Source organism: Epilithonimonas sp. 33E (assembly GCF_059372615.1).
On sequence record NZ_CM182009.1, the window covers coordinates 3397361 to 3420593 of the forward strand.

Here is a 23233-nt window from a genome sequence, read left to right on the forward strand (position 1 = left end):
GAAATCCTACTCCCTTTTGTTGATTTTCCATTAGTATTTAAATCAAAAAAACGGCCTTCCGCAAGCCCGATGAATAGGCCATTTGAGACAATGCCTAAAAATACACGTGCCTTTTCACTAAAACTCTCGTGTCTTTTGAACAAAACTCTCGTGTGTTTTTAGAAGAACACACGGGAGTTTTTTTATATTGTAAATTAAAACTTAGTAAAAATGATTGCTACGCCGCCACTTCTAGCCAGATCAACGGAGAGAATAGTTTTGCTGTCTACTTCTTTTTCCTCAATGATAATTGGATAAGGGTTCTTTTCATAATCCGCATCTTTTCCGTCCCTGAAAATCTTCGCTTTATATTTCTTCCCAGCATCCAGAAACCTCAAATCCAGTTTTACAGTTCTTGCATCTTTGTTGGTAATGCTACCTAAAAACCAATTTTCAGACGCTTTATCTTTTCTTGCAATGGTTACAAACTCCCCGATTTTTGCATCCGGAACAACAGTTTGGCTCCAGTCTGTCGGACAATTTGTAATGAACTCAAAAGCAGGATTGTTTTCATAATTTTCAATCATATCAGACGCCATCTGCAAAGGACTGTAAATAACAACTGATAAGGCTAATTGTTTTGCCAGAGTTGTATGAACTTTCGTATTCGGCAAAACCGGATTGATGAAATTGAAAGTTCCCGGCGTGAAATCAGTCGGCCCGGCTAAACCCCTTGTAAATGGAATAATTGTCGTATGTTCCGGCGGATTTCCACCATCTTTTGACCAAGCATCCCATTCCTGTCCGCGAACACCTTCCTGTGTCATAAGATTCGGTAACGTTCTTTGTAAACCGGTTGGCATTACAGGTTCGTGATTATCAATCATGATTTTGTGTTTAGCTGCTTCTTCAATTACTTTCCTGTAATGACGAACACCATACTGACTGCTGTGTGGTTGTTTACCATTTAATTTTCCACCAACGTAACCTGTTTTCACAATATCAACACCATATTTTTTGTAATAAGCAAATGCATCACTCATTTGATTTTCATAATTAATAGTGTTACCAGCCGTTTCGTGATGACCGATCAAAGCAACATTTTTGGACTTAGCATAATCCGTGATTTTTTTGATGTCAAAATCCGGGTAAGGTTCAGAGAATTGGAAATCTTTCCAGTCTTCCCAACCTTTGTTCCAGCCTTCTACAAGAACTCCTGAGAAATTATGTTTAGCAGCAAAGTCAATATATCGCAGTACATTTTCGGTTTTCGCACCGTGATTTGGTCCAGCTTTCCATGTGTATTTTTCCATATGGATTGCCCACCAAATCCCTATGTATCTTCCCGGCTTGATCCAAGAAACATCACCCAATTTGTTCGGTTCATTAAGATTCAGCATCAATCTTGAAAGCATTAGATCTCCGGCAGATTTCGCAATGATCACTGTTCGCCAAGGTGTTGTTGATGGTGCTTTTGTAAAGACTTTTTCGCCGGTTGCCCAAGGTGTAAGATAAACCTTTAGTTTTGTTGAGTTCTTATCTCCGGCAAGATTCATTGATGCATAATCTGTTAGATTAGCCTGATGAACAGTCAGGAATAATCCATTCTTGGTTTCCATTGTCAAAGGTGTTGCAACCGTATCAAGTTTCGAGATCGGATTCGATTTGTACAAACCTTCATAGAATGCTGTATTATAAGGAATCGACCAGGTTTTGTGGTCATCAGCAAAATTAAATTCCGTCAGTTCATCCATAATGATAAATTCTTTCAGATTCTTTTGCTCAGGAAATTCGTACCTGAAACCAAATCCATCATCAAAAACTCTGAAATTAATTACAAGCTCTCTTGTTAATTCTGAGTTTTCTTTGACCGAAACTTTCATTTCATTATAATGATTTCTCACATTGATTTCTTCGCCCCATGGTTGTTGCCAGGTTTTATCAAACTTAGAGTGTGAAATATTTTTGATTGAAAAGTTATCTTTGAAGGAATTCCCTTTCAGTTCAAATCCGAGATAAGATTCATTAAGAATAGATTTTTTGTCTTTAGAAACTTTGTAAAACACTTTGCCTTGATTGGTCCCAACTTCTAACGTAATGGTTCCATCGGGAGATTTGACAATGTTCTTAAGATTTTGTGCAACAATTGTTGGTGATAGTCCAAACAATATGATGAAAACAGTTAAGATTTTTAGAAAATCTATACGCTTTATTTTCATTGATATTATTTTTAAGGTTATATATCTACAAAAGTAAGCTATTGAAATTGTCTCAACAAAAAAAACGATGTCGCGGATTTGTAAGTCGTGATCAATTATAATTCACCAACACATCTGGAACACCTTTTATGATTCTCAACATTTTAGATAGCCTTTTTTCTAATTTCTCCTGCTCTGGCTACCTGCATTACCATTTCAAAATCATTTTTTCTATCTTGTTTTCTATAAAAATAGTATTGAATATCAATACTATTTTTATTTACCAACTTGTTTGGAACACTACCAAAATACAAACAAAAAAACCACCTCGATTGAGGTGGTTTTATATTTAAAAACTTAGAATTCTTATTCTTCAGTTTTTTCTTCTGTAGCAGTTTCTGCAGCCGGAGTTTCTTCCACTTTAGCTTCAGTAGCTTCAACAACAGGAGCAGCTTCTTTTTTAGGAGCAGTAGTAGATCTTCTACTTCTTCTGGTTGTTTTCTTCTCAGCTTCATTTGGATTGTAGATATCGTTGAAATCTACCAACTCGATAAGCGCAGTATCAGCAGCATCACCAGGTCTGAAACCAGTTTTGATGATTCTTGTGTAACCACCGTTTCTTTCAGCAATTTTAGGAGCTACAGTTCTGAACAATTCAGTAACCGCTTCTTTACTTTGTAGGTAAGAGAAAACGATTCTTCTATTGTGAGTTGTATCTTCTTTAGCCTTAGTCAGGATTGGTTCCACGTAAACTCTTAAAGCTTTCGCTTTAGCAACAGTAGTGTTGATTCTTTTATGTTCAATCAGGGAACAAGCCATATTAGAAAGCATTGCTTTTCTGTGTGGTGCAGTTCTACCTAAGTGATTTATCTTTTTTCCGTGTCTCATTTTGAGGATTATTTATCAGCGTCTAACTTATATTTTGCAACATCAAACCCGAAATTTAGTCCTTTTGAATGAACCAATTCTTCAAGTTCTGTTAAAGATTTTTTACCAAAATTTCTGAATTTCATCAAATCAGACTTACTAAAAGAAACCAATTCTCCAAGCGTTTCTACTTCAGCCGCTTTCAGACAGTTAAGGGCTCTTACAGAAAGATCCATATCTGCCAATTTTGACTTAAGTAATTGTCTTGTATGAAGTGTTTCTTCGTCGTATTGGATGGATGCCTTTACAGCCTCTGTTTCAAGAGTGATTCTTTCATCAGAGAACAACATAAAGTGGTAGATCAAGATCTTGGAAGCCTCTGTTAAAGCATTCTGAGGTGTGATTGATCCATCAGTTTCGATATCCAATACTAGTTTTTCGTAGTCCGTTTTTTGCTCTACACGGTAATTTTCTATACTGTACTGAACTTTCTTGATAGGTGTGAAGATAGAGTCAATAGCAATAGTCCCGACAGGAGCATTGTTTGATTTGTTCTGATCGCTCGGAACATATCCTCTTCCTTTTTCAATGTTGAAAGTAATTTCAAACGTTACATCTTTAGCCAAAGTAGCGATTACCAATTCTGGGTTGAGAACTTCGAAGTTCACGATAGAACCTCCAAGATCTCCAGCAGTCACCACATCCTTTCCGGATACTTTTGCAGTTACCTGCTCGTTTCCTGGATTTTCAGTTTTAGCTTTAAGACGAAGCTGTTTAAGATTAAGAATGATTTCCGTTACATCTTCAATCACTCCCGGTATAGTTGAAAATTCGTGCTCTACGCCTTCTATTTTGATAGATGAAATAGCATATCCTTCCAGAGAAGATAATAAAACTCTTCTCAATGCATTACCGATTGTAAGCCCGAAACCTGGTTCCAAAGGTCTGAATTCGAATTGTCCTTTAAAATCTGTAGAGTTTAACAGGATTACTTTATCGGGTTTTATAAATGTTAAAATTGCCATAGTCTGGTTGAGCAAAAATTTGAAAAAATTATTATTTAGAGTATAATTCGACGATTAACTGTTCTTTGATGTCCTCAGGAATTTGGATTCTCTCAGGAGCACTTACAAAAGTACCAGTTTTTTTCTCGTCATTGAATTGTAACCACTCATAATTTGCTTTAGAAGCCAAAGCGTTAGAGATTACTTCAAGAGATTTTGATTTCTCTCTCACAGCAATTTCGTCACCAGCTTTTAACAAATAAGAAGGGATGTTTACCAGTTCTCCGTTCACAGTGATGTGTCTGTGAGAAACAAGTTGTCTAGCTGCAGATCTGGTTTTAGCAAAACCTAATCTGTAAACTACGTTATCCAATCTTGATTCGCAAAGTTGCAATAGAACTTCCCCTGTTACACCTTTGCTTCTGTGAGCTTTATCGAAAAGGTTAGCAAATTGTCTTTCAAGGATACCATAAGTGTACTTAGCCTTTTGCTTTTCAGCCAGCTGAGTAGCGTATTCTGATTTCTTCGCACCTCTTCTTTTGTTAGGACCGTGTTGTCCTGGTGGTTGATTTTTTCTTTTTTCGAAGTTTTTATCGTCTCCGTAAATTGCCTGACCAAATTTTCTAGCAATTTTAGTTTTAGGTCCAATATATCTTGCCATTGTAATTAAGATTTGAGGATTAAAAGATTAAACTCTTCTTCTTTTTGGAGGTCTGCATCCGTTGTGTGGCATAGGTGTCACGTCAACGATTTCGCTTACTTCAATCCCAGAATTGTGAATAGATCTGATCGCAGATTCTCTACCTGCACCCGGACCTTTTACAAATACTTTTACTCTTCTAAGACCTGCTTCGTGAGCTACAGCTGAACAGTTTTCAGCAGCCATTTGAGCAGCAAAAGGAGTGTTCTTTTTAGAACCTCTGAATCCCATTTTACCGGCAGATGCCCAAGAGATAACCTCTCCGTTTTTATTTGTTAAAGAAATGATGATGTTATTGAAAGAAGCCTGAATATGTGCTTCACCAATAGCTTCAACTTTTACTTTTCTTTTTTTAACAACTTTAGTTTGTTTTGCCATAATTAATTCTAACGATTATTTACTTGCCTTTTTCTTGTTAGCAACAGTTTTTCTCTTTCCTTTACGGGTTCTAGAATTGTTTTTCGTTCTTTGGCCTCTTAAAGGTAATCCCAGTCTGTGACGTATTCCTCGTTGGCATCCTATGTCCATCAATCGCTTGATGTTCAATTGCACTTCAGATCTAAGCTCTCCTTCAACTTTTACGTTTTCGGTGATGTAAGTTCTGATTGCTGCCAATTCATCGTCATTCCATTCGTTGACTTTCTTGTCTTCGCTGATTCCAGCGCTTTTCAAAATTTCTGAAGCTGTGCTCTTACCGATACCGTAGATATAAGTAAGTCCTATAACGCCTCTTTTGTTCTTTGGTAAATCAATACCTGAAATTCTCGCCATAATTTAATCGGTTCTTAACCTTGTCTTTGTTTAAATTTAGGGTTTTTCTTGTTAATTACGAACAGAACGCCTTTTCGTCTAACGATCTTGCAGTCTGCACTTCTTTTTTTGATAGATGCTCTAACCTTCATTTTGTTATTTTTAATATCTAAAAGTTATTCTCCCTTTAGTCAAGTCATAAGGAGAGAGTTCGAGTCTTACCTTGTCTCCGGGTAAGAGTTTTATATAATGCATTCTCATTTTACCAGAAATATGGGCAATCAATACGTGCCCATTTTCTAGCTCTACACGGAATTGTGCGTTGGAAAGTGCTTCCGTAATCACTCCGTCTTGTTCTATATGTTTCTGTTTTGCCATTTATATTATTAATAGTTTGATGATCTTGATAATTTAGATTGCATCAACCCGTCATAATGATGGTTCAGCAGATACGTATTAATTTGCTGAACAGTATCTAAGATAACGCCCACCATAATTAATAACGATGTACCCCCAAAAAACAGGGCAAATCTATCTGTCTGAACAAATGCTCCGTGCACTATTGCCGGAAGGACTGCAAAGATAGATAAAAAAATTGCACCCGGCAAGGTTATTTTGGATAAAATATCATCCAGATAATCTGCCGTTTCTTTTCCAGGTCTTACTTTCGGGATCAATCCACCATTACGCTTCAAATCATCAGCCATCTGATTAACCGGAATAGTAATTGCCGTATAGAAAAATGAGAAAATTATAATTAATAATGCAAACAATACATTGTACTGCCAGCTAAAAACATTTTTGAATCCTGCCAAAAATGTATTAGATTCATCAACTTTGGTTAGTAATCCGGGTACAAACATCAATGCCTGAGCAAAGATGATCGGCATAACTCCTGCTGCATTTACTTTCAATGGAATCCATTGTCTAGCGCCTTCCATCAGGTTTCTGCTTACACCACCTCTTGCCTGAGCTCTACTCACATATTGGATTGGAATTTTTCTAACAGCTACGGATAGAATAATTGCCAATAAAACAACTAATAACCAAAATACAACTTCAACCAAAATCATAATGCTTCCTAAACCACCTTTACCATTCTGTGTAATAACTTCTTGATAAAAAGCTGTTGGAAGATCCGCAAGGATACCCACCATAATTAAGATTGAAATACCATTACCAATACCTTTGTCAGTAATTTTTTCTCCTAACCACATTGCAAATACAGAACCTGCAACGAGGATCACGATACTTGGTAACCAGAACATCACAGATGCCGGATCTATATAGTAAGCTGACTGGAACTGACCGTACGGCAAGAAAAATTGTGTTACTGATGTTAAGTACGAAGGTGCCTGTACAAGACAAACCCCAATAGTTAACCATCTGGTAATTTGGTTTAATGTATTCCTTCCACTTTCTCCATCTTTCTGTAATTTCTGAAGATAAGGAATAGCCATTCCCATCAGCTGAACAATAATGGAAGCGGAGATATAAGGCATAATTCCTAGTGCCATTATAGAAGCACGGCTAAACGCTCCTCCGGTGAAAGATGACAATAAACCCAAAAGGCCGGCCCCTTGTTGGTTCCCGCCTTGGTTTTTGTAATGTTGTAATAAGTTCCCAACTTCTGCCATGTTAATAGCCGGAAGAGAAACATACGATGCGAATCTATACACAAGGACCAATGAAAGTGTCAAGATAATTTTATCTCTAAGCTCTTTTAGACTCCAAATGTTTTTTAGTGTTTGTATAAATTCTTTCATTGGTTATTAATTAAAGAGTAATTGCTTTACCTCCAGCCTTGTTGATTGCTTCTTCAGCAGATTTAGTAAATTTGTCAGCAGAGATTGAAACACCTGATTTCAAATCACCTCTACCTAGGATTTTTACTAATTCATTTTTAGAAGCAAGACCGTTTTCTACTAATACATCTCTAGTGATATCACCAGTAATGTTCTTAGTATCGATCAAAGTTTGGATTGTATCAAGATTGATAGCTCTAAACTCTTTTCTATTAATATTTTTGAAACCAAATTTTGGTAATCTTCTCTGCAAAGGCATCTGTCCACCTTCGAAACCGATTTTCTGAGAATAACCAGCTCTTGCTTTTTGACCTTTATGCCCTTTTGTTGAAGTACCACCTTTTCCGCTTCCTTGACCTCTACCAATTCTTTTTGAATTGTGAGTAGAACCTGCTGCTGGTTGTATGTTATTTAAATTCATTTTGTAATTGAGATTTTAAATGATAAAGTATTGAGAAAAGAGAAAGATCCCTTTTCTCATTATCTTTTGTCTTATTTTTGAACTTCCAGTAAGTGACTTACAGAAGCAATCATTCCTAAAATAGAAGGTGTTGCTTCGTGTTCTACAACTTGTTGAAGTCTCTTAAATCCTAGTGCTTCAAGTGTTCTTTTTTGAGTTTTAGAACGATTAATAGCACTTCTAACTAATTTTACTTTGATTGTTGCCATTGCTATATTGATTAACCGTTAAACACTTTACTTAAAGAAACCCCTCTCATTCTTGCAATTTCTTCTGGTCTTCTGATATCCAACAATGCGTTGAAAGTAGCTTTTACCACGTTGTGTGGGTTAGAAGAACCTTTAGATTTTGACAATACATCGTGTACACCTGCAGATTCTAGTACCGCTCTTACCGCACCACCGGCGATAAGTCCTGTACCGTGAGAAGCTGGTCTCAAGAAGATATCAGCACCACCATATCTAGCAGAAGTCTGGTGAGGAATTGTATGATTGATTACAGGAACTTTCACCAAGTTTTTCTTAGCATCTTCTACAGCTTTCGCAATAGCAGAAGCAACTTCCTTAGATTTTCCAAGTCCGTAACCGATAACACCATCTTCGTTTCCTACAACAACAATTGCAGAAAATCCGAATGCTCTACCACCTTTCGTTACTTTAGTTACTCTATTAACAGCAACCAGACGATCTTTTAATTCTAATCCTCCAGGTTTAACTCTTTCTATATTACTATCTAACATATTTTCTGAATTTTAAAATTAGAATTTAAGACCTGCTTCTCTAGCACCGTCAGCAAGAGCTTTCACTCTACCGTGGTATACAAAACCATTTCTATCAAATACAACACTTTCGATACCAGCTGCTTTAGCTTTAGCTGCAATAGCTTTGCCTACCGCTGCAGATACTTCAGTTTTAGTTCCTTTAGCGTCTACCCCTTTCTCTCTAGAAGAAGCTGATACTAATGTTTTACCGTCTTTATCATCTACTAATTGTGCGTAGATCTCTTTATTACTTTTGAATACAGACAATCTTGGTAATTCTGCAGATCCTGAGATCTTTCCTCTTACTCTTCTTTTGATTCTGATTCGTTTTTCAACTTTTGTTAATGCCATTTTCTTAAATTTTATGCAGATTTACCGGCTTTTCTTCTGATGTTTTCACCCACGAATCTCACACCTTTTCCTTTGTAAGGTTCAGGTTTTCTGAAAGATCTGATCTTTGCAGCCACCATTCCAAGAAGTTGTTTATCGTAAGAAGATAATGTAATGATCGGGTTTTTCCCTTTTTCAGTCAAAGTATCCAATGTTACTTCTTTTGGAAGTTCCAATAGAATACCGTGAGAAAATCCAAGTGCCAATTCTAATTTTTGACCATTGTGAGATGCTCTGTAACCAACTCCTACAAGCTCTAATTGCTTTGTGAAACCTGTAGACGTCCCAACAATCATATTGTTGATAAGCGCTCTGTACAAACCGTGAAGCGCTTTGTGTTCTTTTGAATCAGAAGGACGGTTAAATGTTAATTTACCATCTTCCTGTGTGAAGCTGATTCCTGATGTAAGCTCCTGAGATAATTCTCCTTTAGGACCTTTTACCGTTACTACGCCGTTGTTTTCAGTGATAGTAACACCAGCAGGAACTTCTATAATTGCTTTACCAATTCTTGACATTTTCCTTGTTTTAAAAAATTAATATACGTAGCAAATTACTTCACCTCCAACTTTCTCCTGTCTAGCTTTTTTATCAGTCATTACTCCTTTAGAAGTAGAGATGATAGCCACACCTAGTCCGTTAAGTACTCTTGGAAGTTCCTCAGAACCTTTGTACTGACGTAGACCTGGTCTAGAAGCTCTTTGTATAGACTTGATCGCAGGTTTGTTAGTTTGCTTATCATACTTCAAAGCGATCTTGATAGCTCCTTGAACAGCGTTATCCTCGAACTTGTAGTTCAAGATATAACCTTGATCGAAAAGAATCTTAGTGATCTCTTTTTTGATTTTCGATGCAGGAATTTCCACCACTTTGTGGCCTGCGCTTTGTGCGTTCCTTACTCTTGTTAGGAAATCTGAAATTGGATCTGTTACCATTTCTTTGTTTTAAATTATTGGTTAATGACAACCAGTATTGAAAAGACTTGAAGATTAAAAAAATCAGACCTCAGAAAACTTCAGTCTGATATTTTTTATGCTTTAGTATCTCAACAACTTAATTGCCTCGATTGTTTTTAATTGCTTACCAACTAGCTTTTTTAACTCCCGGGATAAGACCATTGTTAGCCATTTCACGGAACGTTACTCTGGAAATACCGAATGTTCTCATATATCCTCTTGGTCTTCCTGTCAATTTACATCTGTTGTGTAATCTTACAGGAGAAGCATTTTTAGGCAATTTTTGTAATGCTTCATAATCTCCAGCTTCTTTCAAAGCTTTTCTTTTTTCAGCATATTTAGCTACAGTAGCTTCTCTTTTGCGCTCACGCGCTTTCATTGATTCTTTAGCCATTTCTTAGTTCTTTTTGAAAGGTAAACCGAAGTGAGTTAATAATGATTTTGCTTCTTTATCAGTTTTCGCAGTTGTTACGAAAGTGATGTCCATACCCTGGATTTTTTTCACTTTGTCAATTACGATCTCCGGGAAGATAATCTGCTCAGTAATACCTAAGTTATAATTACCTCTACCGTCAAAACCGTCAGCTTTGATTCCAGAAAAATCTCTAATTCTTGGAAGTGCAGAAGAAGTTAATCTGTCTAGGAACTCATACATTTTATCAGCTCTAAGCGTTACTCTTGCTCCTACAGGCATTCCTTTTCTTAATTTGAAGGCTGCTTCATCTTTTTTAGAAAGAGTCCCAACTGCTTTTTGTCCTGTGATTGCAGTCAATTCTTCTACTGCATAGTCCACAATTTTCTTGTCAGCTGTAGCAGCTCCCAAACCTTGTGACACAACGATTTTCTCCAACTTAGGCACTTGCATTACTGACTTGTACCCAAATTCTTCCATCATTGCAGGAACAATTTTCTCTTTATATTGTTGTTTTGGTCTTACTATATATTCCATTGTAATTCTAAATTATAAAGTTTCACCTGTTGTTTTAGCAACTCTTACTTTTTTATCCCCTTCTACTTTGTATCCAACTTTAGTAGCTTTTCCGCTTTTATCAGTTAATGATACGTTTGAAATATGTAGTGAAGCTTCCTTTTCAACGATTCCACCTTGAGGATTTTGTGCAGACGGCTTAGTATGTTTTTTAACGATATTAATTCCTGCAACAATAACTCTAGGATCTTTACCTTCTTTCTTGATTACTTCAAGAACTTCACCTTTACTCCCTTTATTTTTTCCGGTAGTAACGATAACGTTGTCTCCTCTTTTTATTTTAACTTTTGACATTTTCTTAAAATTTTAAAATTAAAGTACTTCAGGAGCTAATGAAATAACCTTCATATATTCTTTGTCTCTCAACTCACGGGCAACCGGTCCGAAAACACGTGTTCCTCTCATTTCTCCAGCAGCGTTTAGCAATACGCAAGCGTTGTCTTCGAATTTGATGTATGAACCATCTTTTCTTCTAACCGCTTTTTTAGTTCTTACAACTACCGCTTTAGATACCTGACCTTTTTTTGCGTTTCCTGATGGTGTAGAATCTTTGATAGTAACAACGATTTTATCACCAACTGAAGCATATCTTCTTCTAGTTCCTCCTAGAACTCTGATAACTAGTACTTCTTTTGCACCTGTGTTATCAGCAACTTTTAATCTTGATTCTGTTTGTAACATTATTACTTAGCTTTTTCAATGATTCTTACTAATCTCCATCTTTTGCTCTTGCTCAAAGGTCTAGTTTCTGTAATCAAAACTGTATCTCCTTCGTTGCACTCGTTATTCTCATCGTGTGCGGTATATTTTTTCGTCTTCAAAACGAATTTCCCGTACATTGGATGTTTTACTCTTGTAGTTTCACTAACAACAATAGTTTTTTCCATTTTATTGCTGGAAACTACTCCAATACGTTCTTTTCTTAAATTTCTATCCATTATAAAAAGGAATTATTGTTTGTTAGTTAATTCTGTATTAAGTCTTGCGATTGTTTTTCTCAAATCTCTGATCTGAATTGGATTTTCAACTGGGCTAATTCTGTGTGCTAATTTCAGTTTAGAATAGTTAGCTTTAGCGTCAGCCAATTGAACTTTGATATCCTCTACGCTTAAATTTTTGATGTCAGCTTTTTTCATTGTAATAGAGATTATTGAGGTTTAACAAAATCGTTAGCAACTACGAACTTGGTAACTACCGGCAGTTTCTGCGCAGCAAGTCTAAGAGCTTCTTTCGCTACTTCGTAAGGAACTCCACCAACTTCGAACATAATTTTACCAGGTTTAACTACAGCTACCCAATATTCTACAGCACCTTTACCTTTACCCATACGTACTTCCGCTGGTTTTTTGGTAATAGGCTTATCTGGGAATATTTTGATCCATAGTTGACCTTCTCTTTTCATATATCTTGTTGCAGCGATACGCGCAGCTTCAATCTGTCTTGCAGTGATCCAAGCACCTTCTATAGCTTTGATCCCGAAAGTTCCGTAAGCAAGTTGATTACCTCTCTGGGCAATCCCCTTCATTTTCATCTTATGAACTCTACGGAATTTGGTTCTTTTTGGTTGTAACATAATTTCTTAAATTTTAGATTTTAGAATTTAGATTTTAAAAAAGTAACGGTCATTTAAAAACTATCCTCTAAAATTTTATTAATTATTTCTTCTTGGTTTTCTGTCTCCTCTTTCTCCTCTGTCGTTTCTCTCTCTACCTCCAGCTGGTGCTTTTTTCTGTTGTCCTACTAGCGGCGTAAGTTCTCTTTTACCGTAAACTTCACCTTTCATAATCCAAACTTTAACACCTAATTTACCATACTGAGTCAATGCTTCACCGATGTGGTAATCGATATCTGCTCTGAAAGTTGATAAAGGGATTCTACCTTCTTTGAAAGATTCTGATCTTGCCATCTCTGCACCATTCAATCTTCCGGAGATCATGACTTTGATACCTTCTGCACCCATTCTCATTGTGCTTGCCATAGCCATCTTAACAGCTCTTCTGTAAGAGATCCTGTTTTCGATTTGCTTAGCAATGCTGTCTGCAACCAATACTGCATCTAGCTCAGGTCTTTTGATTTCGAAGATGTTGATCTGGATATCCTTTCCAGTCAATTTTTTCAACTCTTCTTTCAATTTGTCAACCTCCTGACCACCTTTACCAATGATTAATCCTGGTCTTGCAGTCGTGATTGTTACTGTTACTAATTTCAGTGTTCTTTCAATATAGATTTTTGAAATTCCACCTTTAGATAATCTTGCTTCAAGGTATCTTCTGATTTTGTAATCTTCAGCGATTCTATCGCCGTAGTTTTTACCACCAAACCAGTTAGAATCCCATCCTCTGATGATACCTAATCTGTTACCAATTGGATTTGTCTTCTGTCCCATACCTTGAATTAATTTTTAGTACCTAAAATTAGTGTAATGTGGTTAGATCTTTTTCTGATTCTGTAACCTCTACCTTGTGGCGCAGGTCTTAGTCTCTTCAATTGTCTTGCACTGTCTACATAGATTTCTTTAACGATAAGGTTAGCCTCCTCGATGTCAGCACCTTCGTTTTTAGCTTGCCAGTTTGCGATAGCAGAAAGCAATACTTTTTCTAATTTGTTAGAAGCATCTTTCTTAGAATATTTAAGGATATACAAAGCTTTATCAACTTCTACCCCTCTAATGATATCAGCAACTAATCTCATTTTTCTTGGAGAAGACGGACAGTCGTTATGCAACGCTTTTGCCACATCTTGGTTTGCTATTTTACGTGCTAATGCACTTTCTCTTTTTCTTGATCCCATGATTATCTACCTCCTTTATTTTTGTTACCACCGTGACCTCTGAAAGATCTTGTCGGAGAAAATTCGCCTAACTTGTGACCCACCATGTTTTCTGTTACATAAACAGGGATAAAAGATTTCCCGTTGTGAACAGCGATAGTTTGTCCTACAAAGTCTGGAGAAATCATAGATGCTCTAGACCAAGTTTTGATTACAGTCTTTTTACCAGACTCTACATTTGCCTGAACCTTCTTATCTAAAGTATGATGAATGAATGGTCCTTTTTTAAGTGATCTTGCCATAATTATTTTCTTTTAGATACGATGTAACGGTTAGACACTTTGTTTTTCTTTCTGGTTTTGTAACCTTTAGCAGGCTTACCGTTTCTAGATCTTGGGTGACCTCCAGAAGAACGTCCTTCACCACCTCCCATTGGGTGATCAACTGGGTTCATTACTACTGGTCTTGTTCTTGGTCTTCTACCTAACCATCTGCTTCTACCAGCCTTACCTGATACTGTTAACTGATGATCTCCGTTAGAAACCGAACCAACCATTGCCATACATTCTGTAAGGATCATTCTAGATTCTCCAGAAGGCAATTTGATGATTGCATATTTTCCGTCTCTTGAAGTTAATTGAGCTGAAGAACCAGCACTTCTTGCCAAAATAGCACCTTGTCCAGGCTTCATTTCAACACAAGAGATGATAGTACCCAATGGAATGTTTTTCAATTTCATTGCGTTACCAACATTTGGTTCTACGCTTTCTCCAGAAACAATTTTCTGATCTACTTTGATCCCGTTTGGAGCGATGATGTATCTCTTTTCTCCGTCTGCATATTCAACTAATGCGATGAAAGCAGTTCTGTTTGGATCATATTCTACAGTTTTTACCGTAGCTTCAACATCAAATTTATTTCTTTTGAAGTCGATAATTCTGTATTTCTTTTTGTGTCCACCGCCGGTGTAACGCATGGTCATTTTACCAGTTTGGTTACGTCCACCTGACTTTTTAATACCAACTGTCAGAGATTTCTCTGGCTTGTTAGTAGTAATTTCCTCAAAGTTATTAACAACTCTGAATCTCTGTCCCGGGGTGATAGGTTTTAATTTTCTAACAGACATTACTATTATTTATAATTAATTAATTTGTTGCGAAAATGTCAATAACTTCTCCAGCAGCCAATGTTACAACTGCTTTCTTCAATTTGTTAGTTTTCCCAACTTGAAGTCCTTTTTTCGTGTATTTTGAAGAAACTTTTGGTGCATAAATCATCGTTCTAACGTCCGCTACTTTTACACCGTAAGCTGCTTCAATAGCACCTTTAATCTGGATCTTGTTTGCTTTAGGAGCAACCAAGAAAGAATAAGCACCTCTTAGATCTGTAAGATAGTTTGCTTTTTCTGAAATAATTGGTTTAATAATAAGTGACATGATGATTTATTTCTTTAAATTTTCCTGAAATTTTTCTACTGCACCTTCTAAGAAAACAATCTCACCTGCATTGATCAAATCATAAGAAGAAATCTCGTTATAATTTAACACTCTTGTCTTAGACAAGTTTCTTGAAGATAAATATACATTCTTGTTAGCTTCAGGAATGATGAATAAAGACTTTTTACCGTTAAGATCCAAAGCACCCAACAAGTTGATGAATTCTTTAGTCTTAGGAGCGTCAAAACTCAAGTTCTCCAAAACTTTGATACTGTTATCTCTCAATTTTTGAGACAAAACAGATTTTTTAGCTAATCTCTTAAGCGCTTTGTTCAATTTGAATCTGTAGTCTCTTGGTTTTGGACCAAAAACTCTACCTCCACCTTTGAAAGTTGGCGACTTGATATCACCATATCTCGCAGATCCTGAACCTTTTTGCTTCTTAAGCTTTCTTGTAGAAGCCGTAATTTCGCTTCTTTCTTTTGATTTATGAGTACCTTGTCTTTGTGCAGCAAGATATTGCTTAACCTCTAAGTAAACCGCGTGCTGATTTGGCTCAATCCCGAATACTGATTCGTCAAGAGTTACTTTTCTTCCGGTTTCTTTTCCTGATGTACTTAATACTACTAGTTCCATTTCTTGATAATTACATAAGAATTTTTAGCTCCCGGAACAGCACCTTTTACTACTAAAAGATTTTGTTCTCCATCTACTTTTAACACCTGAAGGTTCTGAACAGTTACCTGCTTACCTCCCATTCTACCAGCCATTCTCATTCCTTTGAATACTCTTGAAGGATCCGAACCAGCACCGATAGAACCTGGAGCTCTAAGTCTGTTGTGCTGACCGTGAGTAGCTTGCATTACACCTCCAAATCCGTGTCTTTTAACAACACCTTGGAAACCTTTACCTTTAGAAGTCCCTGTTACATCAACGTATTCACCTTCCGCAAACATGTTAACTTCTACTAAATCTCCTGTCTTAACCGCATGTTCGAATTCGTTTCTGAATTCTACGATTTTAGCTTTAGGAGTTGAACCAGCCTTTTTAAAATGACCAGCTAACGCTTTACCAACGTTCTTCTCACTCTTGTCATCGAAACCTAGTTGTACGGCAACATACCCGTCAACCTCTTCGGTTCTGACCTGTAAAACCGAGCATGGACCAGCTTGAATAACTGTACAAGGAATATTCTTCCCGTCCTCGTTAAACAAAGATGTCATACCGATTTTTTTACCAATAATACCTGACATTATTTATATATATCTATTATATTTTGTTTCAGCATTTTAGCGGTTTTCGTCATATTCTATGTCTGAAATAGGCATACTCCTTCCCTAAAATGAGTGTGCAAATTTATGGATAATTTTCAAACTGACAAATATTTATCATAAAATATTTTGATTTTTAATGTTTTAGCTTAAATCAGGAAATTATCACAATTTTTATACGTCGAATTTTTAAATTTGATTATGAAAAAAATATTTTCAATTTTGATTCTCATATTATTTTTCAGTTGTAATAAACAAGAAAATCATGCCTATGGTTTTTATTACTGGAAAACAAAATTATCCTTAAAAGAATCGGAAAAAGATGTACTGGAACAATCAACACTAACCAATTTATATGTCAGATTTTTTGATGCTGATAAAGTGGATGGTAAATTCCAACCGGTCAGCGTAATCTCGAAATCAGAAAATTTTCGAAGCTCAAAACACATTGTTCCGGTAATTTTTATCACAAACAGAACATTTCTTTATATTAAAGATTCTGAAATTGATTTTCTTGCCAAAAGTATTTATAGTCTTATTGATAAAAAAATCAAAGAATTTGGATTTGCAGACGCTTCGGAAATACAAATTGACTGCGACTGGACTGCCGGCACAAAAAATGACTATTTTAAATTTTTAAAAAAACTTAAAGCGCTTTCTCATAAAGAAATCACTTCCACATTGCGGTTACACCAGGTAAAAGATAAAGTTACAATGGGAATTCCGCCTGTGAGAAAAGTTTACTTGATGTGTTATTCCACTTCCTCTCCTTTGGAAAACTCGGATAAAAACTCGATCCTGGACATTCAGATTCTGAAAAATTACCTTTCCGAAGTCCAGAATTATCCTATCAAAAAAATAGATGTTGCCTTGCCTATCTACTCCTGGGGAATCGTCACCAACCATTTCGGGAAACATAAACTGATTAATGCTCTGTCGGAAAAAGATCTTAATAATAAGGATTTAGAAAAAATTTCGGAAAATGAAGCCGTTGTAAGAAAAGATGGTTTCTTTTTTGGTTATTATCTCAATAAAGGTTTCAGGATAAAAGTGGAACAGATCCCGGAACAAACCTTAGATGAAGCGGTGAATTTTCTTGACCGGAAAATTCCTAAATTTAACATCATATATTATCAATTGGACGAAAGGTTTATCAGAAACAGAAACTTCAACCGTTAATAAAAAACTCAAACTATGAAAAAATTCCTTTTAAGCTTTGTTCTTGCTTCTGCATTTTTCAATCAGTCCAAAGCTTGTGCCTGGTACGATCCGGATTATGATTATTTCAATCTTTTTACACAAAATATTATCCGTGATAAATCTTTCACACCATTTTTGCTGACATATTCTTCAAGATTCTACGAAGATGAAAAAGCTGTAATTCCTAATGAAAATATAGAAAACTGGCAAAAATATTTCGGGAATCAGTTGAATTACCGTGAAACGGAATATTTGGTAAATCATATTCCTTTACAGGCACTAAACGCAATCAAGGCCGGGAAAGCTGCTTCCGAACCAATATTAGCAAAGCTTGGAAATTCATTTTACGCCAAATATAAAGAAGGCATTGATTACCTTATTGAGGCCAAATATCTCGAGCCGTATATGCGAATCAGCTATGTGGAAAGCCCGGATTCTTTCTATTACCGCTCCGAAACGGATAATAAAAATGCTACTGATCTTGATTATAATAAAACAATTGCCGCTCTCAACTCACTTTATAATTCGGCCAGAAATCCTGAAATCAAATTGCGTTACGGTTATCAGCTGGTGCGATTTAATCATTACACCAGACATTTTGAGGAATCTGCTAATGCTTTTAAAAAATATGTTGAACCGCTAAAAATCAAATCCGCACCTTATTATCTTGCGCTGGATCAGTTTGCGGGTGCCGAACGCGGTCTTGGCAAAAACGAAGAAGCCAATTGGCATTTTTTTCAGGTTTTTATGAATTCGAAATCTTTGAAAAGAGATGCTTTTGTATCGATGAAACTTTCAGACAGCGCTTCTTTCAATAACATTCTGAAACGCGCCGGCAATGATCGGGAAAAAACGATGGCTTATTTCCTTTTGGGCTACCAGGATTTTAATGATCCGCTTCCAATGATGAAAAAGATCTATGACATAGATCCGGAATCTGAAATGCTTAAAGTTCTGGGCGCAAGAGCAATTAATGAGCTGGAAAGAAATTATCTTCCTGTCTATTATTATCAGAATCCTGAAACACAAGATACAAACGATAAAACAACAGAACAGTCTAAAGTTAATGTTAAGGAAAATTCTGAAAAACAAGAATTATCCATTTGGCAAAGAATCGTGCGATGGTTCAAAAGTATTTTTAGTTCAAAATCTTCCGAAAAAACTGATCGCAACAATGATCTTTCTGAAAAGCAATACTTAGAAAATCCTGACAGAATTCCATTTTTCAACAAATCGGAATACAGCTATTATTATAATGACAATGATAAACCGGTCAATTATATTTCCGACCTCGAGGAATTCACTGACAAAATAAAAAATGAAAGCAAAGACGAATTCTGGAAAATTGCTGATGCCTATCTAAAATTTCTTCAAAAAGATTATGAAGGTAGCTCAGAGGTTCTGAACAGCATCAACACTAATGACAAAAATTATCAATCCCAGATCCGGAGAATGAAAATGCTGAATGATATTGTCTCTCAACCAAAAATCACATCTGATTTTGAGGAACATCTTTACAAGGATTACCGTGAGTTCTTTGAAGAAAAACCAAAGAAAATAGAAACCGACAGCACTGCTGAAAATTTCGGATATGAGGAATATACAGCGCCTTCAACACAGGAGTTTCTGAAAGATATTCTTGCCAACCGGTATTTTCTACAAGGTGATGATGCAAAATCCTTTCTGATGAATAATCAATTGTCAGATCTACGGTTCAATCCGAATCTCAACCTTGCCAAAAAACTCCAGGCATTTTTTAATAAAAAAGAGAAATCTACTTTTGAAAGCCAGATCATTGCTAAAAACATTAACAATGTTGGCGATACCGAAGCGTTCTTCAATCTGATTTATGGCGATTTTGCGATGAGAAATGCCGACTTCGCCAATGCAAAAAAACATTATGAGAAAGCCGTTCGGTTTTCAGGTATTCCTTTGCCGGAAGGTTATTATGATTACAATACCGGAAATTATGTAAAATATCAAAACACTTCCGATCTATATAATGGATTCAGTAATATTTCCGGATTAATTTTCGGGCATAATGTGTGGGAAAGTTACCAAAGCCCTGATAATGTTAGTATGAAAGCTGAAGATTTTATAAATGATTTTCCATTCATCAAACAAAAGATGAATAAGCTGGAACTTGCAGACGCTGTTATGCGACTTCAACAAACCGGTAAAAGCAAAGGCGAGTTATCTTCAAAAGCGAATCAGCTGATCGGGAATTTGCTTTATAATACTTCGGTTTTAGGTTATTACCGAGAAGTTTTTGTGATGGATATTGACAATTCCAATGGTGGAAAATATTATTTTGGAAATGATGAAAGTCCTTTCAGGTATTATTATAAAAATTATATTTCCAATGTCTTTATAAAACCGGACAATTTTGACCTATCCATTCAATTTTATACTAAAGCTTTGCAAAATTCCGGAGACAAAGAACAAAAGGCTAGAATACTTTTCCAGATGGCCAGTGCAGAACAGGGTAAATATTACCAATGGGAGGCCAGACAGCCAAATGTGTCTTACGATGATAAAAACTGGGAACAAAAATCCAATCAACGAGAGATTGATTTTGCCAAAACGAAAAATGAGAAGTACAGAACCTATTTCACACAGCTGAAACAAAACTTCAGTGATACTGAAGCTGTAAAAAGTTTAACCGGAAGCTGTTCTTACTTTGATTATTTTCTAAGGAAATAAATAAAAAAAGGAATCATTGAGATTCCTTTTTTTGATTTTGTTTAGAGAGCCATTCTTCGTGGCGCTTCTGAAAAGCTTCGTATTTATGATCCTGGTTTTTCTTCGCCGCATCAATAGAATGTGATTGATGGATATCTTCATCCTTCTCAGCATAGTCAGACAGCATTTCATAGTAGCAATGCAACTGATCCAGTTCTTTTTCAGTAAGATCTTCGATATCTACGATTCTATTGCTTGCTTTTTCATTGGATGCAATAAGCTCATTCAATTTAATCTGGATAGCTTTCGAGTCTTTATTCTGAGCTTTCTGAATCAGGAAGACCATCAGAAAGGTAATAATGGTTGTTCCGGTATTGATCACCAATTGCCAGGTCTCCGAATAATTAAAAACAGGACCTGTGACCGCCCAGATTATTACAATCAATGTTGCTGAAATGAAAGCTGCAGAACTGCCGGTAAATTTGGTGGCCCAGTTTGCGAATCTCTCGAAAAAATTTTTGCTTTTCATGTTTTCTGAATCAAATTGATAAAAAAATAAAGACCTCCAAAATAGAGGTCTTAAAGTTATTAAAATTCAGCTACTAATCTTTTACAAACTTAGTTTTGATTGTTGTGCCTGCATTTTCTATATTGATAAAGTAAACACCTTTTACCAATTTGTTGACAGTTGCTCTGCCGCTATCCAAAGTTCCTCCGGAAACAATCTGTCCTGCTGAGTTGAAGATTTCGTATGAAGCATTAGCTGCAACATTGGAAACATTAAGAATATCTTTTACAGGATTTGGATAAACCTGTACAGATTTTGTGTTATTAACATCAGATACCGCTAAAGTTCCAACTGTTGCTGCTTTTACCGCGTAGAAAACATTTCCAATTGCAGAAACTCTGATATGTCCAGATTTACCTGACAAAGAAGCGGGTACAGCAACACTTGCCGTCCCTGAATTTGGAACAGAAGCTGCTAAAGTAGTCCATGTTGCACCACTATCAGATGTAAAATCAATTTTAACATTAGCTACATTATAAGGTGAGGCTGTAGTTCCGGAAGGCACCCAGTTGATTGTTGAATTGGTTCCCGGTGTTAATGATGTTGTGCTAACTGTAAATGCTGCTGCGGATCCTACCACTATCGTTTGATTTGCAAATGCAGTTTGTGCCTGACCACCCGCCTTGTTGTCTCTAACTGTTACACGGAAAACAGTGGATTTTGCAACTGAAGAAGTAGATTCCCATTTTGACAAATCTCTCACATTACCAGCAAGAACTGTTGACAATGCAGGGAAATATCTTGTTGGACTAGCAGTCGGCGGTAAAGATCTAAATCCTGCTCCTACAGTTGTCTTACCAAGTTCGTGAGATGCCCCGGCTACGTTCATAATCCCTGCATTAGTTGCCCAAGGTTGACCGATTGAAGAGTTTGAAGTTTTAAACTCTTCCCAACAATAAGTTAATGCATCACCTTCTGGGTCAGTAGCATTAGCTGTTAATGCAAATGCAGTATTCAACGGTATTGTGTAAGAAGTAGTCATTGGCGTGATTACAGGCGGATTATTTGCAATATCAGTTTCTACATCTACCGTTTTAGTAGCTAGGTTCGCTTGTACTTCATCTATGCTTCTTGAATGGAAATACGGATCAGAGTGTGCCTGAACATCTAATCCGGCACCTGTGATTCCAGCATACCCCATAATGGTTGATCCAGAACCTGGCTCCATATTAGATCCTGTCCCTTCATACCAGCTATAAGTATGGTAATCACCTAACTGGTGTCCCATCTCATGAGCAACATAATCAATATCAAAATTATCTCCTTGAGGAGCTCCTGTTCCTGGTGAAGTTATACCACTCCCTTTATAGTTATTTGGGGAGTTATAAGTATAACCACAGTCTGAATAACTGGTAAAAGAAACATCATTACTGCCGATACAACCTATACAACCAGCATTACCTCCTCCTCCGCTTCTTCCAAATAGATGGCCAATATCATAATCGGCGTCTGTAACTCCATAGCTGCCACCGTGCAGTACGTTCATTAATTCATAGTTCCATTTGCACATTTGGGATGCTGCACTGTAAGGATCTGTAGATGCATTGGTAAAGATCAGGTTCGGAGCATTGATAACATTGAGATGAAGATTAAATTCCTGCTCAAATACACCATTCACTCTGGTCATGGTTGCATTGATTTGAGTAAGCGCACCCGCAGCTCCTCCAAAATAAGCACCATATTCGCCAGTCACAGAAACCGCTAATCTCAAAGTATGGAATTTTTTATTTCCAGCTTTGCTTGCAACTCCCGTCTTAGCTAATTCATTCAATCTTTCAACAGATTTAGCGTCTTCCTTAGTACTACACATAAAGCCTCCTTCTTTACCTGTCTTACTATGTACGGAATAAAAAGCTTTATCATTAGTCGCAGGCTCTATAAATTCATATTTACCATTACTAATAATCATGGACTGGAAATCATTAGGCGCAACACTAAATCTAATATACTTTGTAGGATCATCTATACCAACACCAACATAAGATCCTAATTGATACTGATTAGCTAATGCTTCATCCATTACCGGGAAACTATTAACAGCAAATTTTTCTATACCATTAGATGTTGGAATACTGATCGTAACTGATCCTACATTTTTACCTGCTTTATCTGCAGACAATAGCTGTCCTCTGATAGCATCGATATCCAATTTGTAATAAATCGAGTTATCACTTTTTTTTGTAATTGTTACGTTTGGTGTCGCCTTACTCCATTGAGCATTAATGAATGGCAAACTACCCAAAAATAGCAAAGTAGTTAATGTTTTCTTCATATTTTTAAATTAAGGGTGACAAATGTAATATTTTATAATTAATAATCCATCTATTTAAAAAAAATAATAAAAATTTAACAATTCAATTTAATTTATCTATATAAAATAAATATTCTAATAAATTAATTAAATATTATTTTAAGCTTTTTTTAAGGTCGAAAATTTAGAAATAAAAAAA

The 23233-nt window shown here is 36.2% G+C and carries 33 protein-coding genes; 2 read left to right on the forward strand and 31 right to left on the reverse strand.

Going from position 1 to position 23233, the window contains the following annotated elements:
- Positions 1-194: 194 nt before the first annotated feature.
- The 29 genes from AC5P2S_RS15515 to rplC form a co-directional block, all read right to left on the reverse strand.
- Positions 195-2198 carry a glycoside hydrolase family 97 protein gene (locus tag AC5P2S_RS15515; protein ID WP_494555522.1) on the reverse strand — a complete coding sequence of 668 codons (2004 nt, stop codon included), beginning with the start codon at positions 2196-2198 and terminating at the stop codon, positions 195-197.
- 345 nt (positions 2199-2543) lie between these two features.
- Positions 2544-3065 (reverse strand): 50S ribosomal protein L17, encoded by a 522-nt coding sequence (rplQ, locus tag AC5P2S_RS15520; RefSeq protein WP_494555523.1) that lies wholly within the window; start codon positions 3063-3065, stop codon positions 2544-2546.
- An 8-nt stretch (positions 3066-3073) separates the two neighbouring features.
- On the reverse strand, positions 3074-4069 hold the full coding sequence (locus tag AC5P2S_RS15525; protein ID WP_089768543.1) for a DNA-directed RNA polymerase subunit alpha: 996 nt from the start codon (positions 4067-4069) through the stop codon (positions 3074-3076).
- 31 nt (positions 4070-4100) lie between these two features.
- A complete protein-coding gene (rpsD, locus tag AC5P2S_RS15530; RefSeq protein ID WP_283417688.1) occupies positions 4101-4709 on the reverse strand; it encodes a 30S ribosomal protein S4 in 609 nt (202 codons plus the stop codon).
- 27 nt (positions 4710-4736) lie between these two features.
- Positions 4737-5126, reverse strand: a complete 390-nt coding sequence (rpsK, locus tag AC5P2S_RS15535; RefSeq protein WP_034694697.1) for a 30S ribosomal protein S11 — start codon at positions 5124-5126, stop codon at positions 4737-4739.
- A 15-nt stretch (positions 5127-5141) separates the two neighbouring features.
- Entirely contained in the window at positions 5142-5519 is a 378-nt protein-coding gene (gene rpsM, locus AC5P2S_RS15540; RefSeq protein ID WP_283417687.1) for a 30S ribosomal protein S13, read from the reverse strand.
- Positions 5520-5533: 14 nt separating this feature from the next.
- Entirely contained in the window at positions 5534-5650 is a 117-nt protein-coding gene (gene rpmJ / locus AC5P2S_RS15545) for a 50S ribosomal protein L36 (RefSeq protein ID WP_007839480.1), read from the reverse strand.
- A gap of 10 nt (positions 5651-5660) precedes the next feature.
- Positions 5661-5876 (reverse strand): translation initiation factor IF-1, encoded by a 216-nt coding sequence (infA, locus tag AC5P2S_RS15550; protein ID WP_027383300.1) that lies wholly within the window; start codon positions 5874-5876, stop codon positions 5661-5663.
- 8 nt (positions 5877-5884) lie between these two features.
- On the reverse strand, positions 5885-7264 hold the full coding sequence (secY, locus tag AC5P2S_RS15555) for a preprotein translocase subunit SecY (protein WP_283417686.1): 1380 nt from the start codon (positions 7262-7264) through the stop codon (positions 5885-5887).
- A gap of 10 nt (positions 7265-7274) precedes the next feature.
- Positions 7275-7724 (reverse strand): 50S ribosomal protein L15, encoded by a 450-nt coding sequence (gene rplO / locus AC5P2S_RS15560; RefSeq protein ID WP_120212481.1) that lies wholly within the window; start codon positions 7722-7724, stop codon positions 7275-7277.
- A gap of 71 nt (positions 7725-7795) precedes the next feature.
- A complete protein-coding gene (gene rpmD / locus AC5P2S_RS15565) occupies positions 7796-7972 on the reverse strand; it encodes a 50S ribosomal protein L30 (RefSeq protein WP_027383303.1) in 177 nt (58 codons plus the stop codon).
- A gap of 11 nt (positions 7973-7983) precedes the next feature.
- Positions 7984-8502, reverse strand: coding sequence for a 30S ribosomal protein S5 (gene rpsE / locus AC5P2S_RS15570; protein ID WP_089768531.1), 519 nt, complete (start codon positions 8500-8502; stop codon positions 7984-7986).
- 18 nt (positions 8503-8520) lie between these two features.
- Entirely contained in the window at positions 8521-8874 is a 354-nt protein-coding gene (gene rplR / locus AC5P2S_RS15575) for a 50S ribosomal protein L18 (protein ID WP_120212480.1), read from the reverse strand.
- Between the two features lie 11 nt (positions 8875-8885).
- On the reverse strand, positions 8886-9431 hold the full coding sequence (gene rplF / locus AC5P2S_RS15580) for a 50S ribosomal protein L6 (RefSeq protein WP_283417684.1): 546 nt from the start codon (positions 9429-9431) through the stop codon (positions 8886-8888).
- Between the two features lie 18 nt (positions 9432-9449).
- Entirely contained in the window at positions 9450-9848 is a 399-nt protein-coding gene (gene rpsH, locus AC5P2S_RS15585) for a 30S ribosomal protein S8 (protein WP_027383307.1), read from the reverse strand.
- A 145-nt stretch (positions 9849-9993) separates the two neighbouring features.
- Complete coding sequence (gene rpsN / locus AC5P2S_RS15590) at positions 9994-10263, reverse strand: 30S ribosomal protein S14 (RefSeq protein ID WP_027383308.1); 270 nt, start codon at positions 10261-10263, stop codon at positions 9994-9996.
- A gap of 3 nt (positions 10264-10266) precedes the next feature.
- On the reverse strand, positions 10267-10818 hold the full coding sequence (gene rplE, locus AC5P2S_RS15595; protein ID WP_120212478.1) for a 50S ribosomal protein L5: 552 nt from the start codon (positions 10816-10818) through the stop codon (positions 10267-10269).
- A gap of 12 nt (positions 10819-10830) precedes the next feature.
- A complete protein-coding gene (gene rplX, locus AC5P2S_RS15600; protein ID WP_120212477.1) occupies positions 10831-11151 on the reverse strand; it encodes a 50S ribosomal protein L24 in 321 nt (106 codons plus the stop codon).
- Between the two features lie 18 nt (positions 11152-11169).
- Complete coding sequence (gene rplN / locus AC5P2S_RS15605) at positions 11170-11538, reverse strand: 50S ribosomal protein L14 (protein ID WP_027383311.1); 369 nt, start codon at positions 11536-11538, stop codon at positions 11170-11172.
- Between the two features lie 2 nt (positions 11539-11540).
- A complete protein-coding gene (gene rpsQ / locus AC5P2S_RS15610) occupies positions 11541-11798 on the reverse strand; it encodes a 30S ribosomal protein S17 (RefSeq protein ID WP_120212476.1) in 258 nt (85 codons plus the stop codon).
- 9 nt (positions 11799-11807) lie between these two features.
- Positions 11808-11993 (reverse strand): 50S ribosomal protein L29, encoded by a 186-nt coding sequence (rpmC, locus tag AC5P2S_RS15615; RefSeq protein ID WP_027383313.1) that lies wholly within the window; start codon positions 11991-11993, stop codon positions 11808-11810.
- Positions 11994-12004: 11 nt separating this feature from the next.
- The gene (rplP, locus tag AC5P2S_RS15620) at positions 12005-12430 is read right to left on the reverse strand and encodes a 50S ribosomal protein L16 (protein ID WP_120212474.1); all 426 of its coding nucleotides are present in this window, start codon (positions 12428-12430) and stop codon (positions 12005-12007) included.
- Positions 12431-12508: 78 nt separating this feature from the next.
- Positions 12509-13243, reverse strand: a complete 735-nt coding sequence (gene rpsC / locus AC5P2S_RS15625; protein WP_120212473.1) for a 30S ribosomal protein S3 — start codon at positions 13241-13243, stop codon at positions 12509-12511.
- An 8-nt stretch (positions 13244-13251) separates the two neighbouring features.
- On the reverse strand, positions 13252-13647 hold the full coding sequence (gene rplV / locus AC5P2S_RS15630; protein WP_120212472.1) for a 50S ribosomal protein L22: 396 nt from the start codon (positions 13645-13647) through the stop codon (positions 13252-13254).
- Positions 13648-13649: 2 nt separating this feature from the next.
- On the reverse strand, positions 13650-13928 hold the full coding sequence (rpsS, locus tag AC5P2S_RS15635; protein ID WP_027383317.1) for a 30S ribosomal protein S19: 279 nt from the start codon (positions 13926-13928) through the stop codon (positions 13650-13652).
- A 2-nt stretch (positions 13929-13930) separates the two neighbouring features.
- Positions 13931-14752 (reverse strand): 50S ribosomal protein L2, encoded by an 822-nt coding sequence (rplB, locus tag AC5P2S_RS15640; protein WP_120212471.1) that lies wholly within the window; start codon positions 14750-14752, stop codon positions 13931-13933.
- Between the two features lie 19 nt (positions 14753-14771).
- Positions 14772-15062 (reverse strand): 50S ribosomal protein L23, encoded by a 291-nt coding sequence (gene rplW / locus AC5P2S_RS15645; protein ID WP_072997618.1) that lies wholly within the window; start codon positions 15060-15062, stop codon positions 14772-14774.
- 6 nt (positions 15063-15068) lie between these two features.
- Positions 15069-15698 carry a 50S ribosomal protein L4 gene (gene rplD / locus AC5P2S_RS15650; RefSeq protein WP_494555524.1) on the reverse strand — a complete coding sequence of 210 codons (630 nt, stop codon included), beginning with the start codon at positions 15696-15698 and terminating at the stop codon, positions 15069-15071.
- Positions 15689-16315, reverse strand: coding sequence for a 50S ribosomal protein L3 (gene rplC, locus AC5P2S_RS15655; RefSeq protein WP_283417681.1), 627 nt, complete (start codon positions 16313-16315; stop codon positions 15689-15691). Before rplC ends, rplD begins: the two co-directional genes overlap by 10 nt.
- 219 nt (positions 16316-16534) lie before the next feature.
- Between rplC and AC5P2S_RS15660 the strand changes: the two genes are divergently transcribed.
- Together AC5P2S_RS15660 and AC5P2S_RS15665 are read left to right on the forward strand one after the other, a co-directional pair.
- A complete protein-coding gene (locus tag AC5P2S_RS15660; RefSeq protein WP_494555525.1) occupies positions 16535-17512 on the forward strand; it encodes a hypothetical protein in 978 nt (325 codons plus the stop codon).
- Positions 17513-17527: 15 nt separating this feature from the next.
- Positions 17528-20236 carry a hypothetical protein gene (locus AC5P2S_RS15665; RefSeq protein ID WP_494555526.1) on the forward strand — a complete coding sequence of 903 codons (2709 nt, stop codon included), beginning with the start codon at positions 17528-17530 and terminating at the stop codon, positions 20234-20236.
- A gap of 13 nt (positions 20237-20249) precedes the next feature.
- Here the strand turns inward: AC5P2S_RS15665 and AC5P2S_RS15670 are convergent, their stop codons facing one another.
- Positions 20250-20744 carry a low affinity iron permease family protein gene (locus AC5P2S_RS15670; RefSeq protein WP_283417678.1) on the reverse strand — a complete coding sequence of 165 codons (495 nt, stop codon included), beginning with the start codon at positions 20742-20744 and terminating at the stop codon, positions 20250-20252.
- Positions 20745-20817: 73 nt separating this feature from the next.
- Positions 20818-23055, reverse strand: coding sequence for a zinc-dependent metalloprotease (locus AC5P2S_RS15675; RefSeq protein WP_494555527.1), 2238 nt, complete (start codon positions 23053-23055; stop codon positions 20818-20820).
- Between the last annotated feature and the right edge of the window lie 178 nt (positions 23056-23233).